This window comes from Leucobacter edaphi, assembly GCF_016522535.1.
Taxonomy (GTDB): domain Bacteria; phylum Actinomycetota; class Actinomycetes; order Actinomycetales; family Microbacteriaceae; genus Leucobacter; species Leucobacter edaphi.
The window spans coordinates 62,086-80,445 of sequence record NZ_JAEHOI010000001.1 but is presented as its reverse complement, the minus strand read 5'-3'; the positions used below and the strand labels follow the sequence as shown (position 1 = coordinate 80,445).

Sequence of the window (18,360 nt, the reverse complement as noted above, 5' to 3'; positions counted from 1 at the left end):
GGCCGCCTGAGTGACTCCTGGTGATCGTCCCGCGCGAGCCGTTCACGAGGATCCCGATCAGCCCAGGGTCCCGTCGCGCCACCGGCGCGCGCCACCGTGGAGCTCATGCGCGAGCTTCGAGTAGCGGAGCGCGCGGGTCGTGAGCTGCGCCGCGTGGGCATCGTCATAGGCGTCGCGCGAGTCCGCGAGATCGGCGGCGCCGAGCGCCATGATGCGCGCGTAACTCGAGGCTCGATCGAGCGCCGCCCCCACATCGCCCACGAACGCGCCGCGCAGGATCGTGTCGCAGAGCGCGGAGATCGCGTCGGTCGTGACGGGCTCTGCCGCACCAGCGACGACGCGGTCAATCGTCACCGAGACCTCGCTCCCCCGCCGGAACAGGTCGGCGGCGCCCTCGGGGTCCGAGGCGACCGCGCGCCGCAGCAGGTACAGGCGCCAGAGCACGCCCGCGAGCGAGTGTTCGCTCTCGCGCGCCCACAGCTCCGCGATGTCGCCGAGCCCCGGCCCCGACGCGAGACCGATCACGCGCGCCACAACATCCGGGTCAGCGACGTTCCGCACCCGGTCGAGCAGCGCCCACGAGGTCTCTTCGGCGAGGCGATGGGCCGCGCCCGGCTCGTCGGAGCCGATAATCCAGTCAAAGTCGGCGGTGGGCTGCAGAACGGGGCGTAGGTGCTCTCGGGTCACTGATCTCCTCGGTGTTCGGCGCTGGCTCCCGCCGAACCGGATGTCGGCGGTGCGCGAGCGCCAGCCGAGTATACGCCGGAGCGCCCCGCGAGGGAACCCAGGCTGGCGCGCTTCGCGGTGGGCGATCAGGGTCGCTCGTTTCCGATAGACTCATGCCCGCGCCCCTATAGCTCAGCGGTAGAGCTACGGACTTTTAATCCGCAGGTCGTAGGTTCGATCCCTACTGGGGGCACAGGAGTTTCGCCGTTCTTTCTGCGCGTCACGCATCAGTGAAGCGCGAGCACGAGCGTGCCGGTGCCGTCCTCGGCAACGCTCGCGCTCGTCGAGACGTACCCGCGCTCCCTCCCGAAGCGCTCGGCCGCGGGGAGCTGGGTCGCGCTCATCTCCAGGCAGAGCGCACCGTCCGGGGCGAGAGCGTCGCGCGCCTCGTCGATGAGGGCCCGCACGAGGTCGAGTCCGTCCGCGCCTCCGAACAGCGCCTCTCGCGGTTCGTGATCGCGGGCCTCTCGCGGGAGCAGCATCTCGTCCCCGTCCGGCACGTACGGGGGGACGGCCGCGATCACGGCGATGCGTCCGAGAACGCTCCGGGGCAGCCCTGCGAGGACGCTGCCCCCGTGGAACTCGGCCGGCTCCGCCACGTTCGCGCGGGCGCAGGAGAGCGCCGCTGCGGATCGCTCGGTGACGAGGATCTCGAGATCGGGATCGCGCGCGCGGAGCCAGGCCGATACGGGGGCCACTCCGGCGAACGCCTCGACGAACGGGCCTTCGCTCCTCGCCGCGAGCTCCCGCGCGGCCGTCCGTGCGAGCGCGATCGTGCGTTGCCGGGGCACGAACACCCCCGAGGCGACGCGGAGGCGGAGCCCGTCGAAGTCGACTCGACCGACGAGGGGTTCGATCGGCGCGCCCGCGACGCGCGCGGCCACGAGACGCTCGAGTTCGGCGAGATCACCCCCGGCTGCCCCGCGCAGGATCGCCGCTTCCTCCTCCGCGAAGACGCACCCGGCCGCGCGGAGGACTGATTCGAGGCCCTCCGTGGCCGTCATCGGGATGAGCGCTTCGCGCGTGTCAGCGGGCACGGGACGGCTCGGGCTCGACGCCCTGCCGGGTGAGGCATATTCCCCAGAAGCGTTCGAGGAGTCTGCCACTCTCACACCCCCGATCCCTGCCATGTCGCGGGTGAAAGAGTAACAGCCGGATCGGGGCAAACGCCCCAATGCGCACCCCGCCACCCGTGCGAGATTCGTTCCGGCGCGGGACAGCACTGAAAGAACACTGCCAGCTTTCCGGCTTCGTCTGACGTTATCGCCCTGATAAATTTGTGAACCGTCGGCAAGTTCGAATCCGCACCAGCATCGCAGTCTTCGCGAATCACTCAGCAGGTCGAGGCGCAGCCCCGGCAACCCCGCGGCCACGCTCCGGCCGCACTCCGCTTCACCGAAGTGGTCCACAGTCCGCGGTGCCGCCCGTCGTGAGTTTCCCCCCAACGATCGACAGGCGGCATCGCGCTTTTCCCCGCGGGAAGAACGGTTCGGCCACGCTCTTGCTCCCGCATCCGGCCACTAGTGCACGAAGAGGAGCAGCGCGGCCACGCCGACGAAGAGCGAGCCGAACACGCGGTTCAGCGTCAACTGCCCGCGGCGCGTTGCCGTGATCCTCCGGAAGGAGCGAGCGACGACGGCGAAGAACCCCCACATCACGATCACATCGATCGCCACGACGGTGAGTCCGAGCACCAAATACTGCCGCGCCAGGTCGCGCTCCGGCGAAACGAACTGCGGAATGAAGGCGAGGAAGAACACGACGGCCTTCGGATTCAGCAGATTCACCCAGAAGCCCCGGCGCAGGATCGACCAGTTCGACTCCCCCGGGAGATCCGAGGGGGCCTCGGGATCCGCGGTCTCCGGCTTCGCGAAGATCAGCCGCAGCCCGAGATAGACGAGATAGGCGGCACCCACGTAGCGGATCCCCTCGAACAGCGCAGGGGAATTCGCGACGATCACCCCGACGCCGGCCGCCACGATCGCGAGGTGCACGATCAACGCGAGTTGCTGGCCGAGCACGCCCCAGATCGAGCGCCGCCATCCGACCGTCATCGCGTTCGACATCGTGTTGATCGCCCCAGCGCCGGGCGTGAGACTGATCGCGAGCATTGCGACAACGAGGGAGAGCCAGACGGCGAGGGGCACAGCACGAGTGTACTGGCCCCTCGCGTGATCAGGCGTTCGTGAGTTGCATCGTCGTGAGGCAGGTTGCCGCGTCGGCCGTGTCCGTGACAATACGGGTCTCTGCGGCCCGACCGTCGCGCTCGATCCTCACCTCGTATTCGGGCCCGCGAGGCACCCACAGGCCCAGGAATCCGTTGTCGGCGGTCACGCGCTGTTCGGCAAAGATGTTCTCGCCCGTGCTCGCGTCGGTGACGGTCAGGGACACCTCGGCGTTGCGCAGTTCCCCCACGCAGGTGGTGAGGCTGTGGAAGTGGCACTCGTGGGTCTGCTCGACGTACGGGGCGATCGACACGTAGAACCGGTCCTCCGGCATCGGGAGCCGTGCCTCTGCCCCGGCCTGGTTCGTCAGGACCAGGGTGTCAGGGCGGATCGAGGCCATGAGATCGCCGGGGCGTTCGGCGAGGGGCAGGGCGTCGAGCGCGTCGATGACCTCCGTCGTCGCGCGGCCGTCGAGTTCCAGTGGAGCGAGCAGCGCGTCGGGCGCGACGGTTCCGCCAGCGGAGTTGCTCCCGGATGCGGAACTCTCGGCGGGCGCATCCGGCGCGCTCGCGCACCCGGCGAGGGCGAGCGGTAGGCCGATCAGCGCCGTCGCCGCGATCGCGATCGTCAGGCGCCGGGCGCCCGTTCTGGTGTGGTGTTCAGGGATTTGAGGCATAGCTTCGCCTTTCTCGGCGTTCGGGTCTCGTGGGTGATTCGGCGTCACGGAGAGCACGCGTTTGCGCCCTCCCGAGGCGCTTCAGGTCCGGGAGATCCCGAGGGCGATCCGGTTCGGCGCCTCGGGCGGACGCGAACGCAACCCGCTCGTGATCAGCACGAGTGGCCGGCCGGCAGCGAAGCCCAGCAGGGCACCGCGGAGCACGATCCCGAGCGCGCCGAGCGCGAGCAGGGCCAGCAGGCAGAGCGCGGCCCCGGCACCCTCCGCGTGGCCCCCGCAGGAGCCGCAGGCACCGGAGGACCGGTCATCGGCGGAACCGACCGCGGAAGCGGGGGCCGAGGGGCCGCCCGCAGCGACCTCCCCGAACGCGCCCGCGCCACTTCCTCCGTGCTGCGCGACGGGGCCGCTGACCGCGGCGTGCTGGGTGGACGGGGCGACCGCCTCGGAGGCGGTCCCGTGCATTGCGACGACGCCGATCACGACCCCGAGGACGGTGCCGAGCATGACCAGCATCCGCGCGAGGGATCGGCCGGACGAGGCCGAACGGTCTCGGCGGTACAGCGCAGCCCGGATACCCATCCCCGGTATCTTACGTTCCCCGGCTGAGCGGGAGCTTTCGGGCAGAAAGGCGCTGCGCACCTCGCGCGCCGCACCCGACGCCCGCGGGACCCTCGACCCGGGCATGCTCCCCGGTGAAACCTGGAGGAACTGCAAATTCCCAGCCGGATCTCGGGTTTCTGCGCCCCCATGTGCCACCATGTAAGCACCGCTTACTTAAGGATTCCGCATGACCAAGCCCACGAACAAGATCGCCTACCATCACGGCGATCTGCGCGCGGCCCTCCTCAGGGCCGGGTTCGAACTCCTCGAGAGCGGCGAACCGTTCTCCCTCCGCGCCGTCGCCCGCCAGGCCAGCGTGTCCACGGCAGCCCCGTATCGCCACTTCGCCGACCGGGAAGAGCTCGAGTCCGCGCTCGCGGTGCAGGGCATGCAGGACCTCCTGGCGGCACTGCAGACCAGCGCCGGTGCCGACGGGACCGGGGGCGGCGGCGCCGAGTTCGCCGTCGCCTACGTGCGATTCGCCATGAGCCGCCCGGCGCTGTTCCAGCTCATGTTCGGGCGCCCCTGCAACGACCAGGACGACGAGCGGGTGCGCGCGGCATCAGCACTGCACGAATACCTCGACACGGCGATCGTGGAGGCGCTCCCAGCCGGCGCGCCCGCGGGCGCCGCGACCGCGGGATGGGCCCTCGCGCACGGCCTCGCCTTCCTCCATCTCGACGGCAAACTTCCCAATGCCGATCCCGCGGAGATCGACGCCCGGATCCGCGAGACCTTCCGCGCCGCATTCCCCGCGGGGCACGCGGATCGGGCAGTCGGCACGCAGACCAAATCGAACACGAAGGACCTCTCAGCATGACCACACGCATCCTCATCGCGGTGACGAACACCGACCGCTTCGCCACCCGCCCCACTCATCGCACCGGGCTCTGGCTCTCCGAGCTCACGCACGCCACCGACGTCTTCGAGGAACGAGGCTTCGAATACACTCTGATCAGCCCGGCCGGCGGCCGCTCTCCCCTCGAGCCGCGATCGCTGCGCTTCCCGCTCATGGACGCGTCAGCGCGACGCTGGCACCGCGACCCGTGGCGGATGGCTCGCCTCGAGTCGACGCTCGCCGCTGACGAGGTCGACAGCGCTGGCTACGACGGCATCTACTTCACCGGCGGCCACGGCGTGATGTTCGATTTCCCGTCGAGCACGGGCCTGCAGCGGCTCACGGGGGAAATCGCCGACCGCGGCGGCGCGGTCGGGGCGATCTGCCACGGATACTGCGGCCTCCTCGAGACCACTCGGCCCGATGGATCCCCGCTGCTCGCCGGGCGCCGCATCACCGGTTTCTCCTGGAACGAGGAGATCCTGGCGGGCATCTCGCGAATCGCGCCCTATGACGTCGAGCAGCGGGCGAAGGACCTCGGCGCCGACTACTCCAAAGCCGCGCTCCCCTTCGTCAGCAACACCGTCGCCGACGGTCGCCTCGTGACCGGCCAGAACCCCGCCTCCGCCCGAGCGACGGCCGAGCGCTTCGCCACGCTCTTTTAGCGCCCCGCCGCATCCCCTTCACCCCCAGATCAGCACCCTAGGAAGCAGCCCATGCAGACCATCCTCGGCGCCGGCGGCCAGATCGCCGATGAGCTCGCGCGCGAGCTCCGTCGCACCCACACCGACGACATCCGGCTCGTGAGCCGCAGCCCGCGGGCGGTGCACCCGCGCGACGAACTCGTCGCGGCGGACCTCCTCGACCCCGAGGCCACGAAGAGCGCGGTCGCCGGGAGCGATATCGTCTACGTCACCGCCGGGCTCCCCATGGACTCCGAGCTCATGGCGGAGCGATTCCCCCGGATGATCGAGAACGCCCTCGCGGCAGCGGCGGAGCACGATGCCCGACTGGTGTTCTTCGACAACACCTACATGTACCCGCAGACCGCGGAACCGCAGACCGAGGCGACCGAATTCCGGCCGCTCGGCGCGAAGGGCAGGGTCCGGGCGGAGACCGCGACACTGGTGCTCGACGCGATCGCGGACGGCAGGATCGACGGCCTGATCGGCCGCGCACCCGAGTTCTACGGCCCCGACAAGACCCGCAGCTTCACGAACACGGCGATCTTCGATCGCATCCGGGCAGGGAAGCGGCCAAGGATCCCGATCAGCGATCAGACCAGGCGCAGCCTCATCTGGACACCCGACGCGAGCCGCGCGCTGGCCCTGCTCGGCAACTCCCCAGAGGCGTACGGCCAGACGTGGCACCTGCCGGTCGACCCCGATCACCCGAGCTACGCCCGGATCGTGGAGCGGGCAGCGGAGGTCACGGGGCGTCGGATCCGACCGCGCGTCATCCCCGAGCAGGTGTTCCGTGCCGGCGCCCACGTCGACCCGGCGGTCAAGGAGATGCTCGAGCTACTTCCGCGCTACCGGCAGGACAACATCTTCGACTCCTCGAAGTTCGCGAGCGCCTTCCCCGCGTTCCGCGCGACCCCGATGGCCGAGGGCGTCGAGCGTCTCCTGCTGGGCTAGCTCGAGCGCACCGGCCGGCCCTGGTCGCGACCGACCACGTTCCTGAGGTGCCAGGCGCGAAGGATCTCGACGAGGATGATCCCCACGGCGACGATCCCGCAGACGAGCCACAGCAGGGGCTCTGGAAGCCAGGTGACCTGGAAGAAGTCCCGCGTGATCGGGATCATCCACACGAGCCCGAGGCCGGCGTACATTGCGGCGACGACGGCGATCCTGAACGGGTGCACCGGACGCGCGAGCACCGCGAGCACCCACAGGGCGATCCCCGCGAGCACGAGCGTATTGGCCGATTGCAGCTGCATGGTCGTGAACGTCCCGAGGGAGCGTGCGATCAGGTGGAGTTCGATCAAACCGGCCGTGACGATGAGGCCGGCCGGGATCGCAAAACTGAGTGAGCGTTTCAGGAAGCCCGAGCGGTAACGGGCGGCATTCGGGAGGAGGGCGAGGAAGAACGCCGGGATCCCGATCGTGAGCCCGTCCGTGATCGACAGCTGCCTCGGGAGGAACGGGAACGCCCACGCGAGCAGGCCGAAGATCACGCCGATCGCGATCGCGTACGTGGTCTTCGTGAGGAACAGCATCGACACCCGCTCGATGTTCGCGATCACCCGACGCCCCTCGGCCACGACGCCGGGCATCCGGTCGAAGCGGCCGTCGAGGAGCACCACGCGCGCGACGGCCTTGGTGGCCGCGGTCGCCGTGTCCATCGCGATGCCGAGGTCTGCGTCCTTGATCGCGAGAGCGTCGTTGACGCCGTCACCCGTCATCGCGACGACGTGTCCGCGGCGCTGCAGGGCGTGCACCATGGCGCGCTTCTGTTGAGGGGTCACCCGGCCGAACACGCGCCCCGTCTCCATCACCTCGGCGAGCTCATCGAGGCCCTCCGGGAGCGTGCGGGCGTCGATGGGCCGCGCGTCGGCGAGTCCGACGTGGCGGGCCACCGCAGCAACCGTGCGCGGATCGTCGCCGGAGATCACGCGCACGCCAACTCCCTGATCGGCGAAGTACTGCAGCGTCTGCGCCGCGTCGCCGCGCGCCTGCTCCCTGAATGTGACGAGCGCCACCGGTTCGAGGCCCTCCGGCAGCGCAGGATCCTCGCCGCCCGGGAGCGGCAGGGCCGTGTAGGCGAGGAGGAGGGTCCGCAGGCCCTGCTCCGAGAGCGCGCCCGCGCGCTCGATCGCGTCTCGCGCCGATGCGGAGACGGGGGTGCGCAGCACAAACTCGGCGGCACCGAACACCCAGGTCCCGCCGCGTGCCGCTGCGTCCCCCTCGGTGAACAGGGCGCTCCATTTGCGAGCCGAGTCGAACGGAACGGCCTCGATCACGCGCGGCGCGGCATGCTCGCCGAACGCGCCGGCCAGGTGGCGGGCTGTCGCGTTCGCGTCGGGGGCCGTTCCCAGCCGGCCAAGCACGCCCTGCCACCCCGGCACCTCGGCGATCGGGTGCACGCCCTCGAACGCCATCTCCCCGGTCGTAAGCGTGCCCGTCTTGTCGAGGCAGAGCACGTCGACGCGCGCGAGCCCCTCGACCGCAGGGAGCTCCTGGATCAGCACCTGGTCCTGAGCCAGCTTCACCCCGCTCACCGCGAACGCAATGCTCGTGATCAGCACGAGGCCGAGCGGGACCATCGCGATGACCGCAGCCACAGCTCCGACGACGGCCTCAACCCACTCGCCGCTCGCGATCGCATCGGCCCAGCCGCCGTGCGCGCGCATCTGCCCGCTCGCGACGATGAGGATCAGGGGCACCAGCGCCCACGAGATCCAGCGCAGCAGACGGTTGATGCTGCCCCGCAGTTCGGACTGCACGAGCGAGAACTTGCGCGCCTCGACCGTGAGCTTCGCGGCGTACGACTCGGCGCCCACCCGCGTGACCTCCGCCAGCGCGGAGCCCGCGACCACGCTCGCCCCCGAGAGCAGCTCGTCGCCACTGTGCTTGCGGATCGGGTCGGATTCGCCCGTGAGCAGCGATTCGTCGACGTCGAAGGCCGCGGATCCTGCGCCGTGATCCTCGATCACTCGCGCGTCGGCGGTGATCTGATCCCCCGTCCGCAGTACGAGCGCGTCACCCAGCACCACCTGCGCCGGGGGGATCTCGTGTTCGACGCCGTCGCGCAGCACCCGCGCCGTCGGGGCGTTCAACACGGCCAGCTGGTCGAGGGTGCGCTTCGCGTTGTACTCCTGCACCACGCCGATCACCGTGTTGAACAGGGCCGGGATCCCGAACAGCGCGTCCTGCCAGCGCCCGAGCGCGAGGAGCACTCCGAAGCCGGCGAACACGATCGCGTTGAAGTGCGTGAAGACGTTCGCCGCGAGGATCTGCCACAGCGATCGGCCGGAACCGGCGGGCTGCGCGTTCCCCTGGCCGTCGCGCAACCGACGCTCGGCCTCCTCTCCGGTGAGCCCGGTCCGGGTGACGGTGCTGGTATCGGTCATGCGTGTCGCCTTTCGGGCAGCTCGTGCGCCGCGGCTCGATCCGCGACTCGTGCACATACGTTCATGCGGCGGCCAGGGCGAGCGGCCCATCGCCCTCGGTCAGTGACAGCAGGACCTGCCGGGCGCGAGAGACCATCGCAGCAGAAATGCCCGTGTCCCACTGGGCTGCCGCGACGACCCCCTCGGCGGCGTTCATCACCACGAGGATCCGGTCCTCGTGCAGACCGTCGACGGCGAAGGCCTCACGCCACCGCTGCGCGTCTGCGATCAGGAATTCATCGACGCCCGGCGAGGTCGCGAGCGCGTGCCACAGCCCGGGATAGTCGATCTCGATCGGGGGCCGCTCGCTCGCAAACAGGGTTCGGATATACGCGCGGAGCAACCCGCCGGGGCGCTGCTCCGCCGGATCGAAGTTCGCGTCGACGGCTTCGCGGAAACGCGCGACGGTGTCCTCCGCAACGGCCCGGATCAGCTCTTCCCGGTTCGGGAAGTGGTGCAGGAGTCCCGCTCGAGTGACCCCGGCCGCGGTTGCGATCGTTTCGAGCGAGACCGTCATGCCGCGCTCGCTGAGCAGCATGGTCGCGGCATCGAGCAGGGAACGCCGGGTTCTCTCGCTATTTCGCGCGCCGTGCTGCTTCACCCGCTCCGCTCCAAGCCTCTGGGGCCCCGGGGCCCGTGCCTCGGAGCGTTGCCGCATTTCTGATGCCTCTCGTGCTGAGGCCGGCCGCTCGTCTCCTCGCTGCCTACTCAAGAGTAGGCAGCGGAATTGGCAAGATCGTGTGAGTAACGAAATGTTCAACCGGGGAATCCACCCCACTTCGGCGAGGAGCCCCGATGCGGCCCGCAAGGTGCGAACGGGCCGTCGCGTCCCGTCGGCCCGCGGCGTGCGAGGTCTAGGGTGGGCGGTGTGAGCAGCCCGCACGGATTCGACTACACCGAACGCCAGGATGGCACCGTGGTCATCACCCACCACGGCCGTCGGGCCACCGTCCTGCGCGGCCCCCGGGCGGCGCAGTTCCTCCGCGATGCCGAGCGGGATCCGCAGCTCGCGATGGCCCGGTGGACCGGGAATTATCAGCGGGGCAACGAGCGCAGGGCGCGGCAGCACCCGAGGAACCGCTAGGCCGGCTCAGCCGTCCCCGCGGGCCGGATAGAGCCGCGCCTCGATGATCGGCCGCAAGCGGTAGATCAGCGCGAAGTTCGCGAGCATGACGCCGATGCACGCGACGCTCCACACCCCGACCTCGATGATGCTGCCGGAGCGCCCGGCGAGCGCGGCGATCGCATACAGATACCAGGGCAGCGTGATCACCGAGGAGATCACGGACGGCGTCTGCATGCGGAGCCGGATCGCCTCGGCGATGTGACCGAGGAGGTGCAGCGTATACGCAACGAGCAGCCCCGAGAACATGCCGGGCAGGTGGAACAGCACCGCCGCCAGGGCGAACAGGACAAAGAGCACGTACTCCTCGAAGATCATGGCCGCCATCGTGGACGTGCTCGTGCCCGAGAAGCTCCAGAACCCCTGCTCGCGGGCACGCGGATCGTCCCGGTGCCGGGCCAGCCAGGGACGTATGCGGACGAGCTCTTCGAACTCGTGGACCATGAAGAGGGCCACACTGATCCAGACCAGGTTTTCGAGCGTCATGTTGTGTCCTTTCCGACGAGGGGCTGACCGTGCCAGATCGCTCCTCCACCCCGCGAGCGATACGCTACGAAGCGCAGCACTGGAGAGGGAGTGGCGAGATGGCCGAAGAAATCGCACCGGCGCGCGGATCGGCGCGACGCGCCAGAACCGACGCCCGGATCGCCACAGCGGTGCACGAGCAGCTGCGGCACGGCGGCTACGCCAGCCTGACGATCGAGGGCGTCGCAGCCGCCTCCGGCGTCGCGAAGACCACGATCTACCGCCGCTGGGCGTCCAAGGCCGAGATGGTCTATTCCGTGGTGATCCACACGGACGAAGGGTCCTCCGCGATCGATACGGGAACGCTTGCTGGCGACGTGCGACGCCTCGCCGAGCGTGCCGTCGCGCTCGTCGCCGAGGAACCTGGCCGGAGCGTGCTCCCCGGCCTCCTCGCCGACATGACCGGCGATGCCGAGCTCGCGGGGCGACTGCGCGAGTCCTTCATCGCGGCGGCGCGCGGCGAAATCGTCGCGATGCTCGATCGCGCGCGGCTCCGCGGCGAACTCACCGAGACGGTTCCGGTGGCCGAGTTCCATGCCGCGCTGCTGGGGATCCCCTACGCGCACGTTCACCTGCTCGCGGATGCCGAGACCGATCGACTCGTCGGATCGCTCTCGAGACAGCTCCTCGCCCTGCTGCATCCCTGAGCCCTCCTGCTCTCCCGGCGGCTTCTGTGAGCGGAGGTCCGCGTGGTCCGAATCGGTCACCGCATCCACCTCAATGCTACGCTACGTTTCGTTGTCTTGTATGCCACAAGCTGTGTCGGCCCCGCACGAAGCACCGCACGCGCCGGTCGACCGGGGTAAACGCAACGAAGCCGTCGCGGCGAACAGAACGCACCCCGCCGCACGTCCACCGGCTCCCTTAGGCTGAGCGTCGCGCGGACGGCAGCGCGGCCAACGCGAGCACTCCCACACCGCCGCGCGTTCGCGATCGCAAAGGACCCCACACCATGCCCGACAAGACCATCACCTGGAACGGCTCAACCCAGGGCGAGGCCGTCGCACGGCTCGCAGAGCCGGGCGGGCTGATCGTCACACCGACCAAGGTCGGCTACATCCTGATGACCAGCGACGGCGAGGGCCTCGCACGCAAGTTCGAGGCCAAACAGCGGCGACTCGACAAGCCCGGGGTGGTGCTGTGCGGCTCGCTCGCGGAACTGCGCGAGGTCGCGGAACTCACCGACGAAATCGACGAGCTGTACGAACGGTGCTGGAACGAGGACGTGCTCCTCGGCTGCATCCTCCCCTGGAAAGACAGCGGACGAGCGAAGCTGCCCCCTGGCCGCACGCAGGAGCTCATGATGGACGGGCGCGGAACAAGCTGCTTCGTTATCCGCTTCGGAACCCCGGGCGAGCTGATCGCACGCGCGCTGTGGGAGCACCACGGCAGATTCAGCTTCGCGAGCTCAGCGAACCCGTCCGGCCAGGGAAACCGCGGGCTCGTGACCGGCATCGGCGACCGCATCGCGGACCGTGCCGACCTGATCATCAGCGCCGACGACTACGTCCGCTCCATCCAGCCCGGGAGCGACGAGGCAGCACGGTATGAACAGGGCGTGATGGTCTCGATGGTCGACGCGGAAGGATCGCTGATCCCGCGCCAGAACGGGCAACGCTCGGTCACCCCAGCGCCGGTCGTCATCCGCAAGGGCCTCGACATCGATCGCATCATGGCGATGCTGAGTGACATCTTCCCGAGCTGGGACTACCGGCACGGGGAGTACTACTGATTCAGCTGCGGGGGCTGAGGCTTTCGCGCGGAGAATCTGAGGGGCGCGGAGAACTCGGAGCGAAGGCACCGCCTTCGCGTTCTCCGCGTCGGTTCCCCGCAGATCAGAAAAACCCCGCCGAAGCGGGGCTTTTCTATCGTGGATCTGAGGGGAATCGCTGCGGCTGCTGCGCACCCGCAGCGCTCGGCACCGCTCCGCGCCGCCTCACGCCGCGAGCGGATCGAACGCGATGCGTTCTCACGCCGCCCGCGCCCTCACGGGTTCGATTCACTTACACACTCGTGAAACACGGAAGGACCCCGCCGAGGCGGGGTCCTTCCGTGTTTCGTGGATCTGAGGGGAATCGAACCCCTGACCTTCTCATTGCGAACGAGACGCGCTACCAACTGCGCCACAGACCCTTACAGCGATCCACTGTAGCGCACGGAAAAGGTGTGCGCGAAATCGAGGTTCGCTATCCGGCGTTGCGGCGGCGGCGGAGCACCTCGTCGAGGTTGACGCCGCCCTCGCTCGTGTCGCCGACGACGCCCATGCTGCGGAATCGCTCGCTGGCGGCGAGCTGGGGGTCGCGGGCCGGGACGGGGCGCTGCTGTGCGGGGTGCGCGGTGCGGGCGATGGCCTGCTCTGCGGCGCCCTCGGAGGCGGCGGCGTTCTGGCGGGCGTCGCGTTCGGCTCGGGCGCGTTCGGCCGCGAGCGTGTCGCGGGCGACCTCGCTGTCGCGGGCCTGGGCGACCTGCTCTCGGGCTTCCTGCAGCAGCATCGATTCCGGCTGGTTCTCGCGGGCGACGGGGCGTTCCGCGCGTGCGCGGGCCAGCGCCCTGGCGCGTTCGATCCGTTCGGCTGCCGCGCGCTGTGCGCTCGCGTGCGCGGCGGCGGCCTGCTCGGATTCCCCGGTCGGGGCGATGTCCTCGGAGATCGGGGCCGCGGGCTCGACGCGCGGTGCCGGCGCAGTGTCGACCTGCTCCGCCGGGATCACCTGGGCGCGTGCGCGTCCGGGCGCGAGGAGGATGAGCGTGCCGAGTGACGCCGTGAAGACGAGCGCGGAGACGCCGAGGGCGCCGGCGCCAGCACCGGCCACGGCGAATCCGATCCCGACGAGGATGCCGATGATGCCTCCCGCGGCACCGAGCGCCGCGATGGCGCGCGTGCGACGGGCGATCGGCTTCCGCAGGCGTGCCGATCGCTGCGCGGCCGCCTGCTTGCGGCGCATCTGCTGGGCGCGGATCTCGGCGCGCACCTGCTCGGCGCGGGCCTCGGCGAGCTGTGCTTCCCGCTCGGCCTCCTGGCGCTTCTGCGCGGTGCGGAGGAGCTTCTCGTGCTGGAGCGCCTCTCGTGCGGTGGCCTCGAGCCGCACTTCCTCGGGGACCTCTGCCGTTTCGGCGAGCACCCTGAGGGTGCGCTGCAGCCGGAGCGCGTTGCGCTCCGCGGCGCGGAATTCTCGGCGCCGGATCCACACGGGAACGAGGACGGCGGCCCATAGGACGGCCGCCACCACGAAGATCACACCGCCGCCGAGCACCCCGCTATTCATGCGTTTCACTGTATGCGCTGATGGGTGGCGCGTCTTCCCGGCGCGCCGGGCTCGGAAATGAGATCGGCCCCGGATCCTGAGATCCGGGGCCGATCAGGGCCGAATGGCTCGGCCGAGCTCGCGCGTTAGGCCTTCACGGCCTTGCGGCGGGAGAGCGCGATCGCTGCGGCGCCGCCAACGAGCAGGGCGATCGCCCCGATCCCGGCGGGGCCGAAGTCGTTCGCACCGGTCACCGCGAGCTCACCCTTGCCCGTGGGCGTGCTCGGCTTGGCCGGCGGGGTCTGCGCGCACTGCGGGGTTCCGAACGACACGGTGGCGACAGCGGTGCCGTCGGCCTGCGGCTCGAACTTCTCGGCGTTTCCGAGCGTGTAGCCCTTCTCGGGTGCCGCGGTGATGGTCACCTGTCCCCCGGCCTTGGGCGTGCCGTTCAGGGTGTAGGTGATCCCCGTGGTCTTCACGAGGGTGACGGTCGGAGCCTTGATGTCGCCGCCGGGCACGCACTCAGCGCCCGTGACCTTCGGAAGCACCGGGGTCACGGCCTCGTTGCAGTCCGGGGTCGTGGTCTTCACGGTCGTGGTGGCGCCCGTCGCGGTGCGGGTCCAGCCGGGTGCGTCGCCGAGGCGGTAGCCGTCCTTCGCGGTCGCGGTCACCGTGATCGTGCTGCCGGTCTTCACCTCGACGGTCGTGCCGCCTGCGGCCGGGGTGCCGTCGATCTCGTAGTCGATGCCGGGGGTCGAGGGGACCTTGACCGTGGGCGTCGTCGATTGGCCGGGCGCGGCGCACTCGGCCTGGGTCACCTCGGGGACGACCGGAACAGCGTTCTCGGTGCAGTCGACCTTGTCGAGGGTGATCGTCTGGGTGGCGGTTCCGTCGGAGTTCTTGGTCCAGCCGTCCGCGTCCTCGAGCGTGTAGTTCGCCTGCGGGGTCGCGGTCACGGTGACGGTGCCGCCGGCGACGACGTCACCGGTGACTGCGTAGTCGATGCCCTCGGTCTTCGCGGGGGTCACCGTGGGGAGCGTGGACTGGCCCGGGGCGGTGCAGACGGCCTGGGTGACGGCGGGAGCGACCGGCTTCGCGCCGCAGGTCTGGTGCGTCTCGTCGAAGGAGAAGTACCGCGTATCGAACTGGGCCCGGTACAGCGCCTCCCACTGCATTCCGACCCGCACGTCGGTGGCCTTGGTGAGGGTCTTGCTGGTGCGGTACTCGTCGACGAGCGCCTGGTCCTCAGCGGTCTCGATCCGGTAGCGATCCATCTGGTAGGTGAACCCGCACTCGTAGTCGAACGCCGGCATGAAGTTCGGATTGTTCGCATCGGAGCCGGAGGTGACGAGCGTCTGCGGCGAGGCGAACGGGTTGTCCGCGCTGGCGCCGGGGCCGAGCTTCCAGACGAACGTGATGTTGTAGGGCAGGTTCGGATCGCCGGGCGCCGCCTGCGCCGCAGACGAGGTGCCCGCGACGGCGATGCCGGCGCCACCGATCGCGAGCGCGATGGCGAGCGCCGCGCGCGCGAAGCGCGAGATCCTGCCGGATCGGCGCGACTTCGCGCCCGAAACGGTGCTGTGATTCATGTGTTGAGTTCCCCCCAGGAGGCGTGCAGAAGACGCATCGCGACTTCGCTTCATCAACAAGCCAGAAACTCATCATGTGAGGCTCATAGGTTAGACAAAGACTTTTCGATGCTTTGAGATTGTGACCCGAAACGCAACGAAAAGCAAACTCAGTCGAAATGGCGCCTCAAAAGCGCGAGAAACCGACGATCTACGCCGACGAAGCGGGTGAATTCAACCGGTGCACAAGCCCGCCCGGAATTTCCTCGCGGGTAATGGCGAAGCAGTCGTGATCCCGCCAGGCGCCATCGATGTGGATGTAGGCGTCGCGACGCCCCTCGTATCGGAGGCCGAGCTTCTCGACCACGCGCAGTGATGGCCCGTTCTCCGGACGGATGCAGATCTCCACCCGGTGCAACCCGAGCGTGAAGAACAGGTGATCGATCGCGAGCGCGACCGCGAGCGGGACGATGCCGCGTCCCGCGACCTCCTCCGACACCCAGTAGCCGATCTGTGCGTCCTGCAGCGCTCCCCCGCTGATCTCCGAAACGCTGAGCTGCCCCACGACCACGTCGTCGTAGAGCACCACGTACGGGATCCCGGTCCCGGCGGCCAATTGCTTGCGCATGACCCGGATCGTGGGCCGCATCGACACCGAGCCGGGGACGACGCCACGCCCGGAGGGGTGCGTCGCCTCCCAGTGCTCGAGCCAGCGGCGGTTCGCCACGAGCAGGGTGCGCATGATGTCGGCGTCGCCGCGTCGCACGACGCGGATGCCGACCCGCCCGGCCTGGAGCGTGCCCGGATCGGGGATCTCGGAGCCGAGCGGCATCGGAACTAGCCCTCGGAGCGGGCCGCGCGCAGTCGATCGGCGAAGCCGAGCACCCAGTCGGTGATCTCCTCGCCGAGCTCCTCGTGATCGACGCCGAGCAGCACATTCGCCTTGATCCAGTCCGCCCGATCGCCGGTGTCGTAGCGGCGGCCGCGGAAGATCACGCCGTAGACCGGCCCCTCGCCCTTGCCCTCGGCGAGGTAGTTGAGGGCGTCGGTGAGCTGGATCTCGCCGCCGCGGCCGGGCTCGAGATCATCGATGATGTCGAAAATCTCGGGGCGAAGCACATAACGCCCGATCACTGCCAGGTTCGAGGGCGCCTCCGAGGGGGCGGGCTTCTCGACGAGGCCCGTGATCTTCACCACCTCGGGATCGTCGGTCGCCTCGACCGCTGCGCAGCCGTACAGGTGGATCGATTCCTCGGGGACCTCCATCAGGGCGATGACGGTCGCACCGCGGGAATCGTGCTCGGAAACCATGCGCTCGAGCAGCGGATCGCGGGCGTCGATAAGGTCGTCGCCGAGGAGCACGGCGAAGGACTCGTCGCCGACGTGACGGCGCGCGCGCCCAACGGCGTGGCCCAGACCGAGCGGCTGGCCCTGGCGCAGGAAGTGGATCTCGCCGAGGTCGCTCGCCTCGTGCACCTTCCCGAGCTTCCCCTCGTCGCCCTTGCGCTCGAGCGTGTACTCGAGCTCGGGGACGCTGTCGAAGTGGTTGATCAGGTTGTCCTTGTTGCGACCCGTGATGATGAGCACGTCGTCAAGACCGGCGGTCGCGGCCTCCTCGACCACGTAGTGGATCGCGGGCTTGTCCACGATCGGCAGCATTTCCTTCGGCATCGCCTTCGTCGCCGGCAGGAATCGGGTTCCGAGACCCGCGGCGGGGATGACCGCCTTCGTAACCGTGCCGCCAGTTCGCTGATTTTCCGTCATAGGATCAACACTACTGCGAAACCCGCTGTCAACCTGCGGCAACGCAGGGGAATGCGCGTGCCCCGATCGTCCTAGGCTGGCCTCATGTCCCACGGTACGGTTCCCGACAAGTCCGAGGTGCGGGCCGCCGTGCGCGGGCGCAGGAGACGGCGCGATCCCGAGCAGCGCGCCGCCGCGTCAGCTGCCCTTTCGGAACTGCTGATCGGCCTCGCCGGGCGGCTCGGCGCGCGCCGCATCGCCGCCTACTCCCCGGTGGCGGGCGAACCGGATGTGGGTGCGTTCACCGCGCTCGCCGTATCGCGGGGGCACGAGGTCCTGCTGCCCGTGTCGCACCCTGACCGCACGCTGTCCTGGGTCCGCGCGAGCGCGGAGGCGGGGGCACCCGGTCTGCACGGTATCCCGGAACCGCTGGGCGAACGACTGCCGCCCGGGGCGATCGGCACGGTCGATCTCGTCCTGGTCCCCGCGTGCGCCGTCGACGAGCGGGGCGTCCGGCTCGGCTGGGGCCTCGGCTATTACGACCGCGCGCTCGCGCTCGTCCCGCCCGAGACCCCCGTGTTCGCGGTCGTGCACGATGACGAGGTGTATCCGCGACTCCCCGCCGAAGCACACGATGTCCCGATCACGGGCGCGGTCACCCCGAGCGGGATCCGCGAGTTCCCTCGCGCCTCCGGGTAACATCGACCCGATGCCTACTTACGCCTACCGCTGCGCCGACTGCGGACACGCCTTCGATATCTACCAGTCGTTCTCCGATGACGCGCTCACGGTCTGCCCCGAGTGCGGGGGCACGCTGCGCAAGGTCTTCGGCTCGCTCGGTGTGACCTTCAACGGCTCGGGTTTCTACCGCACCGATTCGCGCGCCGGATCGGGATCAGGATCGGGATCGGGATCAGGATCGGGATCGGGTTCCGGGTCCAGCGGCGGCTCGGGTTCGGGATCCGGCGCCTCGACCTCAAGCGGATCAGGATCCGGCGGATCCGGTTCCGGCGGAAACTCGGGCGGCTCCCCGAAGTCCTGAG

At 69.6% G+C, this 18,360-nt stretch carries 20 protein-coding genes and 2 tRNA genes; 9 read left to right on the top strand and 13 right to left on the bottom strand.

The window, feature by feature from the left end:
- Nucleotides 1-57: 57 nt before the first annotated feature.
- Nucleotides 58-687, bottom strand: coding sequence for a hypothetical protein (locus JD292_RS00350; RefSeq protein ID WP_200130756.1), 630 nt, complete (start codon nucleotides 685-687; stop codon nucleotides 58-60).
- Nucleotides 688-847: 160 nt separating this feature from the next.
- On the opposite strand from JD292_RS00350, the gene JD292_RS00345 reads away from it, so the two are divergent.
- Nucleotides 848-919: transfer RNA gene (locus JD292_RS00345), tRNA-Lys, on the top strand.
- Between the two features lie 34 nt (nucleotides 920-953).
- Here the strand turns inward: JD292_RS00345 and JD292_RS00340 are convergent.
- From JD292_RS00340 to JD292_RS00325, 4 genes are all read right to left on the bottom strand, one after another.
- Nucleotides 954-1,763 carry a N5-glutamine methyltransferase family protein gene (locus JD292_RS00340; RefSeq protein ID WP_200130755.1) on the bottom strand — a complete coding sequence of 270 codons (810 nt, stop codon included), beginning with the start codon at nucleotides 1,761-1,763 and terminating at the stop codon, nucleotides 954-956.
- A gap of 483 nt (nucleotides 1,764-2,246) precedes the next feature.
- On the bottom strand, nucleotides 2,247-2,873 hold the full coding sequence (locus JD292_RS00335; RefSeq protein ID WP_200130754.1) for a LysE family transporter: 627 nt from the start codon (nucleotides 2,871-2,873) through the stop codon (nucleotides 2,247-2,249).
- A 28-nt stretch (nucleotides 2,874-2,901) separates the two neighbouring features.
- Complete coding sequence (locus tag JD292_RS00330; RefSeq protein ID WP_200130753.1) at nucleotides 2,902-3,567, bottom strand: CueP family metal-binding protein; 666 nt, start codon at nucleotides 3,565-3,567, stop codon at nucleotides 2,902-2,904.
- A gap of 81 nt (nucleotides 3,568-3,648) precedes the next feature.
- Entirely contained in the window at nucleotides 3,649-4,146 is a 498-nt protein-coding gene (locus JD292_RS00325) for a hypothetical protein (protein ID WP_200130752.1), read from the bottom strand.
- A 208-nt stretch (nucleotides 4,147-4,354) separates the two neighbouring features.
- Here JD292_RS00325 and JD292_RS00320 point away from each other — a divergent pair, with 208 nt between their 5' ends.
- From JD292_RS00320 to JD292_RS00310, 3 genes are read left to right on the top strand one after another with little or no spacing between them, the layout of a single operon-like run.
- Nucleotides 4,355-4,987: a TetR/AcrR family transcriptional regulator gene (locus JD292_RS00320; RefSeq protein WP_200130751.1), complete on the top strand. Its 633-nt coding sequence runs from the start codon at nucleotides 4,355-4,357 to the stop codon at nucleotides 4,985-4,987.
- Complete coding sequence (locus JD292_RS00315; protein ID WP_200130750.1) at nucleotides 4,984-5,670, top strand: type 1 glutamine amidotransferase domain-containing protein; 687 nt, start codon at nucleotides 4,984-4,986, stop codon at nucleotides 5,668-5,670. The genes JD292_RS00320 and JD292_RS00315 overlap by 4 nt, the downstream gene beginning before the upstream one ends.
- A gap of 51 nt (nucleotides 5,671-5,721) precedes the next feature.
- Complete coding sequence (locus JD292_RS00310; RefSeq protein WP_200130749.1) at nucleotides 5,722-6,642, top strand: NAD-dependent epimerase/dehydratase family protein; 921 nt, start codon at nucleotides 5,722-5,724, stop codon at nucleotides 6,640-6,642.
- On the opposite strand, the gene JD292_RS00305 is transcribed toward JD292_RS00310, so the two are convergent.
- Nucleotides 6,639-9,077: an HAD-IC family P-type ATPase gene (locus JD292_RS00305; RefSeq protein WP_200130748.1), complete on the bottom strand. Its 2,439-nt coding sequence runs from the start codon at nucleotides 9,075-9,077 to the stop codon at nucleotides 6,639-6,641. The two genes, JD292_RS00310 and JD292_RS00305, sit on opposite strands and share 4 nt — an antisense overlap.
- A gap of 61 nt (nucleotides 9,078-9,138) precedes the next feature.
- Nucleotides 9,139-9,717: a TetR/AcrR family transcriptional regulator gene (locus JD292_RS00300; protein WP_200130747.1), complete on the bottom strand. Its 579-nt coding sequence runs from the start codon at nucleotides 9,715-9,717 to the stop codon at nucleotides 9,139-9,141.
- A 267-nt stretch (nucleotides 9,718-9,984) separates the two neighbouring features.
- Between JD292_RS00300 and JD292_RS00295 the strand changes: the two genes are divergently transcribed.
- The gene (locus JD292_RS00295; protein WP_200130746.1) at nucleotides 9,985-10,200 is read left to right on the top strand and encodes a hypothetical protein; all 216 of its coding nucleotides are present in this window, start codon (nucleotides 9,985-9,987) and stop codon (nucleotides 10,198-10,200) included.
- Between the two features lie 6 nt (nucleotides 10,201-10,206).
- On the opposite strand, the gene JD292_RS00290 is transcribed toward JD292_RS00295, so the two are convergent.
- Nucleotides 10,207-10,725: an HXXEE domain-containing protein gene (locus JD292_RS00290; RefSeq protein WP_200130745.1), complete on the bottom strand. Its 519-nt coding sequence runs from the start codon at nucleotides 10,723-10,725 to the stop codon at nucleotides 10,207-10,209.
- Between the two features lie 98 nt (nucleotides 10,726-10,823).
- On the opposite strand from JD292_RS00290, the gene JD292_RS00285 reads away from it, so the two are divergent.
- Together JD292_RS00285 and JD292_RS00280 are read left to right on the top strand one after the other, a co-directional pair.
- The gene (locus tag JD292_RS00285) at nucleotides 10,824-11,411 is read left to right on the top strand and encodes a TetR/AcrR family transcriptional regulator (RefSeq protein ID WP_200130744.1); all 588 of its coding nucleotides are present in this window, start codon (nucleotides 10,824-10,826) and stop codon (nucleotides 11,409-11,411) included.
- Between the two features lie 305 nt (nucleotides 11,412-11,716).
- Nucleotides 11,717-12,496: an L-threonylcarbamoyladenylate synthase gene (locus tag JD292_RS00280; RefSeq protein ID WP_200130743.1), complete on the top strand. Its 780-nt coding sequence runs from the start codon at nucleotides 11,717-11,719 to the stop codon at nucleotides 12,494-12,496.
- Between the two features lie 328 nt (nucleotides 12,497-12,824).
- Here JD292_RS00280 and JD292_RS00275 read toward each other — a convergent pair.
- The 5 genes from JD292_RS00275 to galU all read right to left on the bottom strand — a co-directional run bounded on the left by JD292_RS00275 (nucleotide 12,825) and on the right by galU (nucleotide 17,338).
- Nucleotides 12,825-12,897, bottom strand: a tRNA-Ala gene (locus JD292_RS00275).
- 53 nt (nucleotides 12,898-12,950) lie between these two features.
- Nucleotides 12,951-14,027: a hypothetical protein gene (locus JD292_RS00270; protein WP_200130742.1), complete on the bottom strand. Its 1,077-nt coding sequence runs from the start codon at nucleotides 14,025-14,027 to the stop codon at nucleotides 12,951-12,953.
- Nucleotides 14,028-14,152: 125 nt separating this feature from the next.
- Complete coding sequence (locus JD292_RS00265; protein WP_200130741.1) at nucleotides 14,153-15,595, bottom strand: InlB B-repeat-containing protein; 1,443 nt, start codon at nucleotides 15,593-15,595, stop codon at nucleotides 14,153-14,155.
- A 190-nt stretch (nucleotides 15,596-15,785) separates the two neighbouring features.
- Complete coding sequence (locus tag JD292_RS00260) at nucleotides 15,786-16,406, bottom strand: GNAT family N-acetyltransferase (protein WP_200130740.1); 621 nt, start codon at nucleotides 16,404-16,406, stop codon at nucleotides 15,786-15,788.
- A gap of 5 nt (nucleotides 16,407-16,411) precedes the next feature.
- Nucleotides 16,412-17,338: a UTP--glucose-1-phosphate uridylyltransferase GalU gene (gene galU, locus JD292_RS00255; protein ID WP_200130739.1), complete on the bottom strand. Its 927-nt coding sequence runs from the start codon at nucleotides 17,336-17,338 to the stop codon at nucleotides 16,412-16,414.
- Between the two features lie 84 nt (nucleotides 17,339-17,422).
- Between galU and JD292_RS00250 the strand changes: the two genes are divergently transcribed.
- Both JD292_RS00250 and JD292_RS00245 read left to right on the top strand, forming a co-directional pair.
- Nucleotides 17,423-18,016, top strand: a complete 594-nt coding sequence (locus tag JD292_RS00250; RefSeq protein ID WP_200130738.1) for a 5-formyltetrahydrofolate cyclo-ligase — start codon at nucleotides 17,423-17,425, stop codon at nucleotides 18,014-18,016.
- A gap of 10 nt (nucleotides 18,017-18,026) precedes the next feature.
- Nucleotides 18,027-18,359: an FmdB family zinc ribbon protein gene (locus JD292_RS00245; RefSeq protein WP_200130737.1), complete on the top strand. Its 333-nt coding sequence runs from the start codon at nucleotides 18,027-18,029 to the stop codon at nucleotides 18,357-18,359.
- The last annotated feature ends 1 nt before the right edge of the window (nucleotide 18,360 follow it).